This window comes from Pontiella desulfatans, from assembly GCF_900890425.1.
In the GTDB taxonomy this organism is placed as follows: domain Bacteria; phylum Verrucomicrobiota; class Kiritimatiellia; order Kiritimatiellales; family Pontiellaceae; genus Pontiella; species Pontiella desulfatans.
The window spans coordinates 277,230-290,950 of sequence record NZ_CAAHFG010000005.1 but is presented as its reverse complement, the minus strand read 5'-3'; the positions used below and the strand labels follow the sequence as shown (position 1 = coordinate 290,950).

The following is a 13,721-nucleotide window of genomic DNA, read 5'->3' as shown; positions in this document are numbered from 1 at the left end:
CGTTTCCTTTCCCATTTAAACCGTGCTACATCGCCACCATCAGCAACCGCACATCGCACGGTTGGAGTTTAATGCGGTTCTGTATTTTACGGTGGTGGATCAAATCGGCAACCTTTAGATCCGGATCAATCGAGACGACGCGGGGATCCTTGCCGAGGTTGTTGAGCACGAGCAACATGTTTCCGCTCTTCGCATCCGTCGCTTGGCCCATGGCCACCCCCACGGCCTTGCGTCCGCCCTTGTCGGTTACGGCAACCGCAACCAAGGGCTTCGGCGCAACAGGGGACAGCACGGTCTCCAGGGGTTGCACCAGCGCAAAGGAGTGGTCGTGCTTCAGGGTTGCAAACGGCGCAGGAATGCCCCCGGCGGCGCGCGGCGCCCCCACTTCGTTTTTACCGAAGCTTTCGCCAACCAGCACCACCCGCCCCTTGAACGCCTTTAGCCGTTCAAGGCTATTGGTGGAAATAAACGGCGTGGGCGGGACGAGCACGGTTTGTGTTGCGGCATCCAACCGGCCCATCTCGTTCGGGGTGGTGAACCCCACGTTGAGATTCAGCAGTTTGAGCGCCTCGTAGAGTTCCTTGAATCCGGCCGTGTAGCCTTCATCCTGGATGGCGGATTCCTCGCAATAATAGATCAGGAAATCGCGCCGCGCCGGCACCAGGGCAACCACATGCTCCGCATGCGCATTGAGTTCCTTCATGGTGCGGCCGAAGGCATCGACTGCAATGGGCTGTGTGGCAAGCTCGCCGACATGGTCGGTCTTGGAGCTCAAGGCACCGTCCTCGCCGCGCCCCCACAGCCACGGTTTGATGACGCCCATGCCATGGGTGAACGCCAGCCAAAGCGCGGAGCGCACATAGGCGCGGCCCATGCCGAAGTGTCGCCAGCTCACCGCGCCGAAGCCGTGCCACTCGGAATCGTAGAAGACCTTTTCCGGACAGAGCGATTTCGAGAAATCGAGATACATCGACTGTTCGCTCCAGTCGTAGGCATAGTGCGCTTGCCACCCCGTTTCCGGATCCATCCCCTCTTCGTGCTTGCCGAAAAACTGGGCACCGCTGGGGGCGACGCGCAGATCGGCGCCCATCACATCCTGCAGCTTGGTGAGATATTCAATATCCATACCGCCGTCGCGCGTGTTGCGCGAGAGGGTGAAGCCGAGCATCTTGATCGACATCGGCGCCTTGCGCCCGGCGTCGTTGGCTTGGCTTTGTTCCTTTAGATAGGTGAACCAATCGCTCACCCGTTCCTGGTTGAAGCGGTTCCAGTCGTACCAGACCGGGGTGCCGCGCAGCCTCGGATCGATCTGCCGATTCCCAACCGGCTGGTTGTGGAACAACACCTCGTCCCACCCGGAATGGGAGGTTCCATAAACCTGGTTCAGCGCGGCAATGCTTTCATACTTCGCCTCCAGCCAGCGGTGGAACTTTTCGAGAGTGATATCCGAGAGACCATTCGAGGCCTTCCACCCGCCCTTGGCCGTGGCAAAGTGCGGCTCGTTCGCCACGAGGTGCATCATCGGCTGGTCGCCGCAGGCCTTGGACAATGCCGGCAGCATGCCCTCGCACAGGTTCTTGATCCAACCGCGGACCAACGGGCTGTCGATGTCGTACTGGGTAAAGTTGCGGCCGCCGTGCAGGATTTCCGGATGCTTTTCCTGCTGCCATTTGCCGGGGGAGTGCCCCATCAGATAGACGATCGGCGCCACGTTCTTTTCAACCTGCTCCCGGGTGCGTTCAATCGAACGCTGCAGATTGCGCGGGTCGGGGGTTCCATCCGGTTCCAGCTGGGAAATCTGCAGATAGCCGCCGCCCATGTGGCCGAACGCCTGCCGATGGATGTCGGTTTCCGGCGCCCAAACCAGCGAGCTGGGAAACACGGGTTTGCCATCCAACCTGTAGGCAAACGGCGCCAGTTCCATTTGGCCTTGGCCCAGATCCGGCGGAGCGGCCGGCCGCGCCTTCCGCGCAAGCTGCAGTTCGAGTTCGGCCATCGCGCTTTCGGCCACGTCGATGCACCCCTCCAACTCGGTCAGCGGCAGGCGCTCCGTGTGGACGGGATCGATTTTCGGGTAGCGGCCATACGTCTTGAAGATTTCGCGCACCCGGTCCATGTGGTCATGGTCGTGCTGCGCCGCCTGCTGGAATAGCGTAATCACGTTGAACGAGGTTTCCGCATAATCGATGCACAGTTGCTTGCGCTGCGCTTCGTCGATCATTGACGCGAGCCGCTCCTTCTTCGCCGCAAGCCGCTGAACCAGATGCTTCCATTCGGCCTCGTTGGCCATGCCCAACCGGGGCAGCACCGTCCCGCCAACCACCAGGCCACCAATAAAATTCCGTCGATGTAGAGTCATCTTCATTTGCTAGCGAACCAGGATTTCGTCGATGCAGAGGCCGCCGCCGGAGAGCGGTTCGATGCGGATGGTGTTTGCGCCGCGGCCCATCTGGATCGGTACCGTGATCTTTGCCCATTCGCGCCCCGGGTTTCGGGTGTTCGGCAGCAGGAGTTCTTCGTGCGCAACCGCGCCGTTCACCGTGACCTTCACCAAGTGGCCTTTTTCGGTCTTGATCTTTCCGCCATAGCGGATCGACAGGTCGGCCTCGCCGGCGCCGCCATCGTTTTCCTGATACCACTCGACATAGGCCCCCTTATCCTTGCCGAAGCGCAGAAACCCCTTGCCCCGGAAATATTCGCCGTTGCCCATAACCTCCGCCCCCTTGAAGGCGGCCGTCTCGGCCTGTTCGCCGGGCGGGGTGCCCGAAGGCTGGCCGCCCCCTTCCCAGATGAAACCTTCGTCGGCGGCAAAGCGTTCCTCCAGCCGCTGAACCAGCTGGCCGTTGAGCACCACCAGCGCCTTGACCGTGGTGCCCGGCTCAACCTTGAACGCACCGGTGTAGGGAGTCGATTGATCGGTCGGTTCCGACTGATCGGTCGTGTAAAAGATTTCAACCTTCGGCTTCGGCAACGCGCCGCGCAATGCCAGCAACCGGGCATCGATGCTCACCCGATCGGAATAAACCAGTTTCTTTTCGCCGAGGATGCAGCTGGCCAGCAACGCGACATCGCCCTCGCCGGTCGATTCGATGTAGGCACGGGTAAGGCCGTAGAAGGCAATGCGGTTGTCGGTGCCGAAGTGCGGCTCGACGTCCACCGGGCTACCGTTGTCGAGCGCCTTGATGCGACCGGCGCCAACCACATGGAACCAGGTGCGGTTTTCGCCGTAGGGATAGAATTCGCCATCCTTGTCCTGCGTGGTGACGCGAACCTGAACAATGTCTTTGCCCTGGGTGGCCAGCGGCTCGCCATCGACGGAAAGGGCAATCTTCGCCGGTGCGCCGGCGGTGCGAATCGTCTCTTCAAATCGCTTTCCGTCTTTCGTACCGACGGCCTTCAGCTCGCCCGGCTGCCACGGCACCATCCACTGGCACTGCATCTTGTCCCAGGCTGTGCCGGGCGCCTGCTTATCGAGCCCTTTGCCATTGACGAACAGTTGCACCTGGTCGCAATTGGAATAGACCTGCACCGGAACGAGCGTACCTTGCTTCATGGACGGGTGCGTCCAGTGCGGAAGCATGTGAACCATCGGTTTGTCCGTCCACTGGCTTTGGTAGAGGTAGTAAAGATCCTTCTCGAAGTTGGCCATGTCGATCGCGCCCCCCATGAACGATTTAAAGGGCCAGCCGCCATGCACATAGCCGGCCTCGCCGATATAGTCGTAGCCCGTCCAGCGGAAGGAGCCGGCATAGTTCGGGTTGTCGCGGATCTGCTCGATGTTTTGCCGGGCGGTCAGGCGCACCATCGCGTTGTCATAACTGGAGTTGAAGATCTGTTTCCGGTTTGAGCGGTCGGCATCGATGATCCAGTCGTAGGTAAAGATTTCCTCGTCGGTGAGGTCGGGGCACGGATAGGGTTTTTGCTTGGCGTTCGGGAAGCCGTCGCGGAACCAGGTCTTGGTGCGGTAGAAGCCGCGCACCTGCCAGGTGTGGGTGTTCTCGGTTCCGATCCAGGTACGGTCGCCAATCTCGTCGAACCAGCCCATCTTTTCGCTGTGGCCGTTCACGCCAACGATATCCATGTCTTCCGAATTGGAGTGGCCGGAGGTGACCGGTCGGGTTGGATCGTGCTCGTGGCACTTGGCCACCAGCTCGGGCGCAACATCGCCATGGGTTTCGTTGCCGACGCTATAGATGACGATCGAAGGATGGTTGCGGTCGCGCCGGATCCAGTCGGTGACGTCGCGTTCCCACCATTCATCGAAGGCGTGCGCCCCATAGTCCTCGAAGGCCTTGCGCTTCCACCCGTCGAAAATCTCGTCCATCACCAGCATGCCCAGCTCGTCGCAGATTTCGTAGAAGACCGGCGTTTGCGGATTGTGCGCGGTGCGGATGGCGTTGCAACCCATCGCCTTCAACTGCCCGATGCGGAAGCGCAGGATCTTGTCCGGCACCGCGGCCCCCAGCGCGCCGGCGTCCTGATGGTTGCAGACGCCCTGCAACTTGACGTTCTTGCCGTTGATCCACAGGCCGGTCTTCGGATTCCATTCAACATCGCGCACACCGAAGCGGGTCGTTACGCAATCCACAAGGACCCCGTTAATGAAAACCTCGCTCATGGCGGTGTAGAGCACGGGATGCTCAACCGACCAGCGCGCCGGGTTTGAAAGCGCAATCTTTTGCTTGGAAACGCCGGTTTCCCCACAGGGGACATCCAACTCGGCCTGCACGTTGGCAATCACGGTGTTCGATGGATCAATGATCGAGGTGCGAATCTCCATCTTTCCCATCTTCTCGCAGCCGTTGACCACTTCGGTATCGACTTCAACGGTGTCGCCTTGGGTGCGGATAAAAATTCCGTCGCGCTGGACATGCACTTTTTCCTTAACGTCGAGCCAGGTGTGGGCATAGATCCCGCTGCCGGTGTACCAGCGCGCGGACGGCTGCTTGTCGTTGTCCACCCGCACCGCGAAGGTGATCGAGTCCGATTCCCCGATCACCTCGCTGACATCGTAGGCGAAGGAGATCCAGCCGTATGGGCGGTCGCCCAGCTTCTTTCCGTTGGCCCAGACGGTGCTGTTCATGAACACGCCGTCGAACGCAATCTCGACATGCCGGCCTTTCCAGGCCGGATCCACGGCGATGGTCTTGCGGTACCATCCAATGCCGGCCGGCAGGTAGCCGCAGGTGTCGCCCATCGGGTTGCTTTCGTCGTATTCGCCCTCGATGCTCCAGTCGTGCGGCAGGTTCAGCATACGCCACGAGGCATCGTCGTAACCGACCGCTTCCGCGCCGGCACGATCGCCCAACGCAAATTTCCAACCCAAGTCGAAATCCATCCGCTCACGCCCGGCCTGCGCCCCAAGCGCCAAGCCCAGCAAGGCCAAAATCGTCGTCCTTTTCATGTATCGTTCCTCGGCTATAAATTGAAGGACGAGTTATACCCTAGACCACCGGACGCATGAAACATGACATTGCGTAAATCATGTGCGGATTATTGCCATGCCAGCCATAAGCACCACCTCCCCAGCCATGCCACGCATCTCACGACGGCCGTCGCGAGATGCGTGGCGCAGGCAAGGAACCAATGGTTCGAAAACACGGCAAGCTGAAGACGCTAAGCCGCCCTCATGCGGAGAGGGTTGCCCGCTCGTTCCGGCAAATTTAGCAGCGCATGTACCACCGGAAGAGCGGCATCGGTGCTGGCGCTTCGTGCTTTATACCTTCAGCAGAACAACCATCAGAAGGACGCAGGCAAAGCTGGCGGTCAGGAAAAAAAGGAAACCGCCCCAGGTCTGGCGGGAGGGTTTCAGGATGAAGAGGCCGGCGGCGGTGCAGAGGCGCTCCGATTCGGGAACGGCTTCATCGAGCGAGAGGCCCAGCTTATGCTCCTGGCCGATGGGGGTGCAGATTTTTCGGTAGAAGGCATCGGACTTTTCCTTTTCCGGCGGCGGGGTGGCAAGGCTGCCGACGATACCGCCAAGGATGCCGGCCAGCAGCGGCAGGCCCACGGTGAAATTGCGCGGAAGGTCGAGCGCGTAGCGACAGACGACGAAGATCGAAATGGCCGAGAGCGTGCAGGCAAACATGCCGGTGGTGTTCATGCGCCGCCAGACCATGCCCATGGCCACTGAAATGCCGACGAGGCCGAGAATGTTGAAATAGTCGAGGATCGCCTTCACCATGCTCTTGCGCATCAGGATGGCAATGACCAGCGAGACCATCACGATGATCAGGCCCGTGATCTTGGTAACGCCCAGCAGCTGCTTGTCCTCGGCCTTGGGATTGATGAAGGTCTTGTAGATGTTCTGCGAAAACAATCCAGCCACGGTGACCTGGAACGCATCGCCCGACGACATGGCGGCGGCCATGACGCAGGCGAGCATAAGCCCTTGCAGCGGCGGGGAGAGCAGCGCGCGGATGGAGTCGCCAAAAGCGGTTTCCGGATTGATGGGCGAACCGGATTTAATGAGATAGGCCAGCCAGGCAAGACCGAGCACCGACCACCCCAAGGTGCAGATGCGCTTGAGCATGTTGCCGCAGGTGAAGCCCATGCGGCCCTCCCATTCCGTCTTGCCGGCTCCGCAAACACTAACGAGGTGCGGCAGGGCCAGCGCGGTGAGCGGTGCGCTGATGCACAGCAGGATCACACTGCTCAGCTGGAACGACTTTGGATCAAAGAGGCTTAGCAGGCTTGGGTCGGTGCTTCTCAAGGTTTCGAGCATGCCACCAAACCCGGCGACCTCCTCGAGCTTGAAGGCGGCGGGTACGGCAAGAATGGAGAGGACAATAATCATGATGCCCTGCACCATGTCGGTACGCACCGCGGCAACAATACCGCCCCAATAGCCATAGACCATGAAGGTGATGGTGGTGACGAGAAGGATGCCGAAGAACCAGGGATCGCCCGGCTTGCCCATCATGCCCTGCACGGTGCGGACGGTGGCGAGCATGACCGACGCCAGGCAGATCGCCATGCCGGTGCTGGCCACGAAAATATAAAGCACGCTCGAAGCCTTGCCGAAGCGCTCCTCGAAAAAGTCGGCCATCGTCAGGCAGCGCATGCGCCGGATGACCGGCGCGATCAACCAGTAGAACGGCGTGCCGAACAGCCACATCCACGACACCCAGATGCCCGAAGCGCCGGTGGCGGTGGTTTTGGTCACCACCCCTGCGGCGTCGCCCGGATTGGTACCGGCGCCGAAGGCGTGCATGATCATCATCCAAATCCCGAACTGGCGATTGCCCAGCAGGTAGCCTTCCTGCGAACCGGCGCTTTTTTTGCTCCACCACCCCATCAGCAGCATGCCGGCAAAGTAGACCACCAGAATGATCCAAATAATAATGTCCAAACCTAAAAACATCGTTCAACTCCCATAGTGTCGAGTGGCGGGTGGCAAGGGAATCCCCTAGCCACCTGCCACTCTCCCAACATAGTCCATTAAGTGAATCACATTGTCCGGCTCGGTTTCGTAGGGCAATGCCCCCGTACCCAGACAAACATTGGGCCGGTCGCCGATAAGCGCCAATACCCGGTCGGCCTCGGCCTCGATCTCGGCATGGGAGCCCGATGCCACGAGCCGCAGGTCGATGTTGACGCGGATGCGAACATCCTCGCGCTGCGCGACGCGCTGTAGGAAAAGCTCCTGGTCGGTTTCAAACGGAGCAATCAGATAGCCCGTGCCCGTTTCGAGCATGGCATCGACAATCGGCGCGGTGTTGCCGCCGATGATGCAGGGCACGGGAGTGCCGGTCACCTCGCTGATGCGGCGCATGGTTTCCTGCAACGCGGGAAGCTCGATGGCGCGGAATTGATCGGGCGAGAGCATCGGCGGGCAGGCGGCCGATTCGAAGAAGGCCACATCCACGCCGGCCTCTTTGATGCCCCGGGCAAAGGCCACCTGTCCATCCACCAGATGCAGCATCGCCTTGGCCACCAGCGCCGGCTCCAGCGCCGCCTCCAGCAGCAGGTTGTTGAAACCCACCAGGTTGCTGGCAATGGAAAAGGGGCCGCTCACCGGCACCCGGATGTCGGCTTCGGGAAAGCGGTCCTTCAACCACCGCGCCACCTCGATCTGCATCGGAATCCGTCCGTCCGTTTCCGGGTTCAAGGGCGCCAATTGCAAAAGATCCGCAACGCACTCCAATGGATGGGTTCCGATGGCGGGAATATTGTGCCCCGATGGTTCCGATACCACCGCGCCATAGGCTTCCGGCTCCAGGTTGTAGATATCGATGCCCGGCATGACCGGCGCATGCCGGTAGAATTCATAGGCCGCCGCATGCGCCTGAAAAACCAGCTCGCCCTCGCGCGACACCTCCCACGGCGTGCGCCCGATCAATCGAGCGGCATGTTCATAAACCGAGGGTGACACTTCCATTCAATCCATCCTTTTTCGTGGCGCGGATATCCGATCCGCGTTCCCTGCCTGCAACAACTCGCATCGGATATGCGAGCTACTTCAATCCCCACCTCTCCGCCGTTTCGGCAGACAGGGCATTTAGTTTTTCTTCGTCCACTTCCAGTCCCAGGCCGGGGCCGTCGGGAACTTCGGCGACCGCGTTTTCGATCACGACGGGATTCTTGAGCACCGAGGCATCGAGGAACTGCGGGCCGTTGAGCGCCGCGGCTTCGGGCAGGCCGAAGGCATCGTAGAGAGAGAGCGCCGCGCCGAGCGAGAGGTCGGGATCGCACAGGCCACTGCCCACCCACTTGAGGCCGTGCTCCATGCAGAGTTCGATCTGCCGCTTGTTGGAGGTCAGCCCCCCGCAGCGCGAGGGCTTCATCGCCATGCCGTCGAGCATGCCGAGTTTGATGAACTCCTCCAACTCGACGGGGCTGACAACGCCCTCATCCATGTAGACATCCAGTGCCCCCTGTTTCTTCAGCGCCTGATAGCCGCTAATGCGGTTGGGCGGCAGCGGGGATTCAAAAACCTGTACGCCGAGGTCGGCCAGTTTGGGCGCAACCGACAAGGCGTCGTCGACCGTGTAGGCCGTATTCGCATCGGTCCACAAGAAACCGTCGGGCGCGGCATCGCGCACCATTTTCACCACCTCGAGGTCGAACACGGGATCGGGGGCAACCTTGACGTTGAAGTGGCGGTAGCCCAAGCGCTTGCCTGCGTTGACCGATTCCCCGACACCGTCGAGCGAGGTCACATTGACCGTCCAACTTAACTCCATCCTGCCGCGGCGCGGACGCCCCCACAGTTCGGCCAACGATTGGCCCTGCGCCTTGCCGAAGAGGTCGTGCAGCGCCATGTCGATCCCGGCGCGCGTCAACGGCATGCTGGTGGAAAATTCGGGGCGGATCGCCTTTTCCATGATCAGGTGGGCATCGGCAATGGTTTCGATCTCCTGCCCGATCAGCGACGGTGCATAATAGTTTTTCAGGGCAATGACCGAAGCTTCCAATGTTTCCGAACACCATGTTGCAATGGGCACCGCCTGCCCCCAACCGACCAGCCCGTCAGCCGTCGTCAACTTGATCATCACCGCCGGGCGGCCGGAATGGCCGAGCGGCGTGGTGAAAAACTTAAAGTAGCCCTTGGTTGGATATTCGAGCGGGAAGACCTCTACCGTTTCGATTTTCAAATGAAGTTCTCCAGCTTCCATTCGCCGCGGTGATAGGTTTCCTTCATGGCCGCTTCGCCCTTGGCGCTGTTGGTCACCTTCTCGGTTTTCGGATCCCACTCGAGCCGCGTCCCGGCCTTGACGGTGGCGAGGCCGAGCAGGCATTGCGAGTTGACGCGGTGCCCAGCCTCGGCATCGATCATGACCGGCGTGCCTTCGGTAATGGCGGAGATGAAGTCGCGCTTATCGGAACGACTCGGAACCATCGTGTCGGTCTCCCTGAACTTGGTGCGGAAAATTTCCTTGTTGTGCGCCTGCAGGCCGCCTTCGCTGTGCCAATGCGCCTGGATCCAGCCCTCGTCGCCTTCGATGCGCAGATACGGCACCTTGATCTTGTAATCCATGACCACGCCGTTGGCATATTTATATTGCAGCTCGAACGCGTTGATGGTGTCCCATAGACCTCCCGAATCAAACGATCCCGCCCCTTCGCAACTAACGGGGCCCGTGTGGCTGGTACCATTGATGAAGTTGGCGACATCGATCAGGTGCCCTCCCCAATTGCAGATCATGCCGGAGCAATAGTCCTGGAGACGCAACCAGCCGGGACGCCCCATCCACGCGCCGGTTTCGGGATTGGTCTTGTGGACGCGATCCACCGAATAGGGCCGCAACCGCGCCGGCCCCTGCCACATTTCATAATCCAGATATTCGGGAACGGGAACCACTGCGGGATCACCACCGCCCTTTTGGAATTCAACCGGAACCCCCACTTCCATTCGGGTAATGTTTCCGATGTATCCGTTCTTCACCAGGTTGGCGGTCTTCTGCATGTAGGCGTGCGAACGGCATTCGCTATCGAGGCGGAAAACCACGCCACTCTTTTTCGCCATGTCGGCCAGCGCGCGGCCTTCGTCGAAATAGCGCGTCATCGCCTTTTCGCAGCAGACGTGCAGTCCCTTCTTCATGGCGGCGAGCGCAATGATGGCATGCCAATGGTCGGTGGTGGAAACCATGACGGCGTCCAGCCCCGGCAGTTCAAGTGCCTCGCGGAAGTCGCCGAAGATTTTGCAGGCGGTGTCGCCATAGCGTTCGTCCACCTTTTTCTTGGCGTGAACCATGCGCAGGCGATCGACATCGCAAACGGCGACGACCCGGACGTTGTCCATCCCAAGAAAGGTTCCCATGTTGGCGTTGGTTCCCTGGCGCCCGACCCCGATCATCGCCATGTTGACGCGCTTCGAAGGTGCGGCCTGCCCCCAGGCGGGAAGAATCGAGAAAGCGGTTCCGGCGACCGCCGATGTTTTCAGAAGGGTTCTACGGTTGTTCATGGTATTTTCTCCAAGCGTTCATTGATTTGTTCAACTGTTCCTTCGCGGGCAGCGGCACCCGGTAGCACTGCAGATTGACCGGCCCGGCATACCCCACCTCGTCCAGGGTTTTGAAAACACGCTTCATATCGAAGTCGCCCTCGCCCAACGGCAGGATCAGCTGGTTCCAGTCGGATTTTGGTTCGGGAATCATGTTGGCCCCGCTCACCTGCACCAGTTTGAGGTTGGGGGCGATTGACTGGATGGTTTCCTCCAGCTTCCCGTCAGGGCTCTGGGCCAGGAAATGACAAACGTTAAAACTGATTCCCAGGTTATCGCGGCCAGCCAACTTCATCAGATGCGCCGTGCGTTCAACGGTATCGGTGCGGAAATTAATGTGGGGATAGAGCACCACCTCCAACCCATACTTCTTTGCCAGGTCGCACGTTTTCCGGATGGTTTCCACCGCCGGCGTTTCGTTGGCCTTCGCATTGCTGATCCCCAGCCAAACCAGGGTGCCGCGCCCCTGGAGCTGCATGAAATGCTGTTCCAGATTCCCGGGAAACTTGTCCGGATCGGGGGCGAGCGTCACATAGCTGGCCATGATTTTCACGCCATGCCGGTCGAACGCCTCCAACAGCTCGGGCGTGCAGTTTGGCGGCCGCGTGCAGATGCCGTCATAGCCCAGCTCCTTGAGCAGCTTCGCCTGCTCCTCAACCGACTTCACATCCGTCAGCCCGTTGTCGAACGGAAAGAACGGCCGCTCCGCCCGCACGGCCACACAACACAGCAGCACCGCGAGCAACCTACCAAACATGCTAGGCATATATATATTCATATCAGGCACCTTTATGAACCAATCTGCCTAGGTTTATTCGCAAACTTCCTATTTGACAAGCGTGAATTAATCCGAAATAGGTATAGGCATATTTTTATTTGCATACCCCTAAATCCATTCGAATGAGCAAACTTGAACAGGCCAAGACCGCGATCATCCGCAAAATCCAGCGCGGCGACTATGCGCCGGGCGCCCGGCTGCCCACGCGCCACGAACTGATGGCGGAGCTGGGACTGGCCCGCGCCTCGGTCGATAAGCTGGTTGGCGAGCTTTGCGCCGACGGCATGCTCGTCTCCATCAAAGGCTCGGGAACCTATGTGGCTGGAGGCCGGGAGACGCCCAACCTCTACTTGATCCTCAACACCGAACTCTTGTGCGTGCACAGCCAATTCATGGAGCGGCAATGGAACATGCTGATCGGCGAACTTGGCCTTCAGCAAAACCTCACCATGGTCGGTTGCCACGAACTGGAAAAACACCTGCACCTCATCCGCAAGGATCGCATGGCGCGCATCGTCTGGAACCGCCCTGCCCTGAGCAGCTTCGGGGTGATCGAGGAGCTGCGCAAGGCCGGCTATACCCAGGCGCTCATCAACCGCGCCGTGCCGGAACACAACTGGTTCGCCACCGACACCATGCACGGGATGGAGACCGCGCTCGACGCGCTGAAAGAACGGATGCCCGATGCCACGCTGGGCATCATGCCGGCCTTCCTTAATCCGCTGGAATACTATCTAAGCGAACGCGAAATCTGTTTCTATGAATCCGCCACGCGCCACGGCTTCAAGCTCGTCTCCGGCCCGCGCAAGACCGCGCGCGACCAAAGCGGCATCATGCAGGCCGTCTCCGGCGCGCTCGACCTGAAGGCCGACTGCTGGTTCATCCCCGACCACTACATGACGCCCTACGTGATGGCCGGCATGTACGAACGCGGCCTGAAGCACGGGCGCGATATCCACCTGATCACCTCCGACTGGAACGAAGCGCCCGACGACACCCCCGGCCTGATCTGCATCCGGCAGGATTGGAACACCATGTTCCGCTCCGCCCTCGAATGGATCACCCAGGAATTCCCCAAGCCCGTGCAGGAAAAGATTGCGCCGGGAATTGAAATCAACACGTAGGACCTGCGGTGCAGCCGCCCTAACGGAGCGGGTCAACGCCACCGAATACCAGCAGGCCGCCAACACCGTTCTGGAAATTCCCATCAGCCTGACCAACCATTGCATGTTCTACAAGGCCTTCGAGCAATAGCGCGGATGTTTTCCGTTCATGGAGCTGCTCTACACAAGCACTTCAATGCCCTTGCGCTCGACGATATCGAGCAGCTTTCTGGCAGCACCGGCGGGCTTTTTCGTTCCCCGCTCCCACTTTTGGACGGTGGAGGGGCTGATGTTCAAGACGGCGGCCAGTGCGGCCTGGCTGAGATGGTTTGCCTTGCGGATGGAAATGATTTTTTCCGGGGGATAGTCATGGACATCGGGAATGCAGAGGGAGTTGATGTTTTTCATGGTAATCTCGTCGACGATTCCGCTTTTATTCAAGTCGGATACGGTTTCGGTAATGGATTTTGCGATTGAGCTTCTCATGGTGCGACCTCCTTAAAGTCTCCGTTTTCGATCGCTGTTGCGATCTGTTCCTCGGTCAGGGCTGTGAGTATTCCCGCGAATTCCTTCAATGCCAGCAGCTCCTTGGTTGAGAGATTGTCCTTTTCATTCTTGGCAAAGCCATGGATGAAAATGGCTCGCTTGCCTTTCTTGTAGCAAACAATGGTCCTGCCGCTTCCGCTCTTTCCCCGGCCCTTGAAGCGAATCCTCTTTTTGTAGAGGTGCCCGCCGAGGGCGGCATCAAACGTCCCGCTTTTCAGCTCGTCCAAGGCGTTTGCCAACTCGCCGGATTGTATCGGCTGCTTGGAAACCCACTTGCTGAACCGTCGGGTCATTAAATCTTTCATACCCTATGTATAGCACCTAGTGCCATATCCGTCAATTCAGGAAA

Annotated in this window: 11 protein-coding genes; 2 read left to right on the top strand and 9 right to left on the bottom strand. The window is 59.7% G+C overall.

Annotated features, from left to right (window positions below):
* Positions 1–25: 25 nt before the first annotated feature.
* The 7 genes from E9954_RS31430 to E9954_RS31400 all read right to left on the bottom strand — a co-directional run bounded on the left by E9954_RS31430 (position 26) and on the right by E9954_RS31400 (position 11,723).
* A complete protein-coding gene (locus E9954_RS31430) occupies positions 26–2,365 on the bottom strand; it encodes a beta-galactosidase (protein ID WP_222847391.1) in 2,340 nt (779 codons plus the stop codon).
* Positions 2,366–2,368: 3 nt separating this feature from the next.
* On the bottom strand, positions 2,369–5,404 hold the full coding sequence (locus E9954_RS31425) for a glycoside hydrolase family 2 TIM barrel-domain containing protein (protein ID WP_136083264.1): 3,036 nt from the start codon (positions 5,402–5,404) through the stop codon (positions 2,369–2,371).
* 312 nt (positions 5,405–5,716) lie between these two features.
* Entirely contained in the window at positions 5,717–7,363 is a 1,647-nt protein-coding gene (locus E9954_RS31420) for a sodium:solute symporter family protein (RefSeq protein ID WP_136083263.1), read from the bottom strand.
* Positions 7,364–7,408: 45 nt separating this feature from the next.
* Positions 7,409–8,380, bottom strand: coding sequence for a uroporphyrinogen decarboxylase family protein (locus E9954_RS31415; protein ID WP_136083262.1), 972 nt, complete (start codon positions 8,378–8,380; stop codon positions 7,409–7,411).
* Positions 8,381–8,456: 76 nt separating this feature from the next.
* Complete coding sequence (locus tag E9954_RS31410) at positions 8,457–9,596, bottom strand: mandelate racemase/muconate lactonizing enzyme family protein (RefSeq protein WP_168442730.1); 1,140 nt, start codon at positions 9,594–9,596, stop codon at positions 8,457–8,459.
* Positions 9,593–10,906, bottom strand: coding sequence for a Gfo/Idh/MocA family protein (locus E9954_RS31405; RefSeq protein WP_136083260.1), 1,314 nt, complete (start codon positions 10,904–10,906; stop codon positions 9,593–9,595). The genes E9954_RS31410 and E9954_RS31405 overlap by 4 nt, the downstream gene beginning before the upstream one ends.
* Entirely contained in the window at positions 10,893–11,723 is an 831-nt protein-coding gene (locus tag E9954_RS31400) for a sugar phosphate isomerase/epimerase family protein (protein WP_136083259.1), read from the bottom strand. Before E9954_RS31400 ends, E9954_RS31405 begins: the two co-directional genes overlap by 14 nt.
* 122 nt (positions 11,724–11,845) lie before the next feature.
* Here E9954_RS31400 and E9954_RS31395 point away from each other — a divergent pair, with 122 nt between their 5' ends.
* Together E9954_RS31395 and E9954_RS32855 are read left to right on the top strand one after the other, a co-directional pair.
* Complete coding sequence (locus tag E9954_RS31395; RefSeq protein ID WP_136083258.1) at positions 11,846–12,847, top strand: GntR family transcriptional regulator; 1,002 nt, start codon at positions 11,846–11,848, stop codon at positions 12,845–12,847.
* On the top strand, positions 12,831–12,977 hold the full coding sequence (locus E9954_RS32855) for a hypothetical protein (protein ID WP_168442729.1): 147 nt from the start codon (positions 12,831–12,833) through the stop codon (positions 12,975–12,977). The genes E9954_RS31395 and E9954_RS32855 overlap by 17 nt, the downstream gene beginning before the upstream one ends.
* A 29-nt stretch (positions 12,978–13,006) precedes the next feature.
* On the opposite strand, the gene E9954_RS31390 is transcribed toward E9954_RS32855, so the two are convergent.
* Positions 13,007–13,312, bottom strand: a complete 306-nt coding sequence (locus E9954_RS31390) for a helix-turn-helix domain-containing protein (RefSeq protein ID WP_136083257.1) — start codon at positions 13,310–13,312, stop codon at positions 13,007–13,009.
* Positions 13,309–13,677 carry a type II toxin-antitoxin system RelE/ParE family toxin gene (locus tag E9954_RS31385; RefSeq protein WP_136083256.1) on the bottom strand — a complete coding sequence of 123 codons (369 nt, stop codon included), beginning with the start codon at positions 13,675–13,677 and terminating at the stop codon, positions 13,309–13,311. Before E9954_RS31385 ends, E9954_RS31390 begins: the two co-directional genes overlap by 4 nt.
* Between the last annotated feature and the right edge of the window lie 44 nt (positions 13,678–13,721).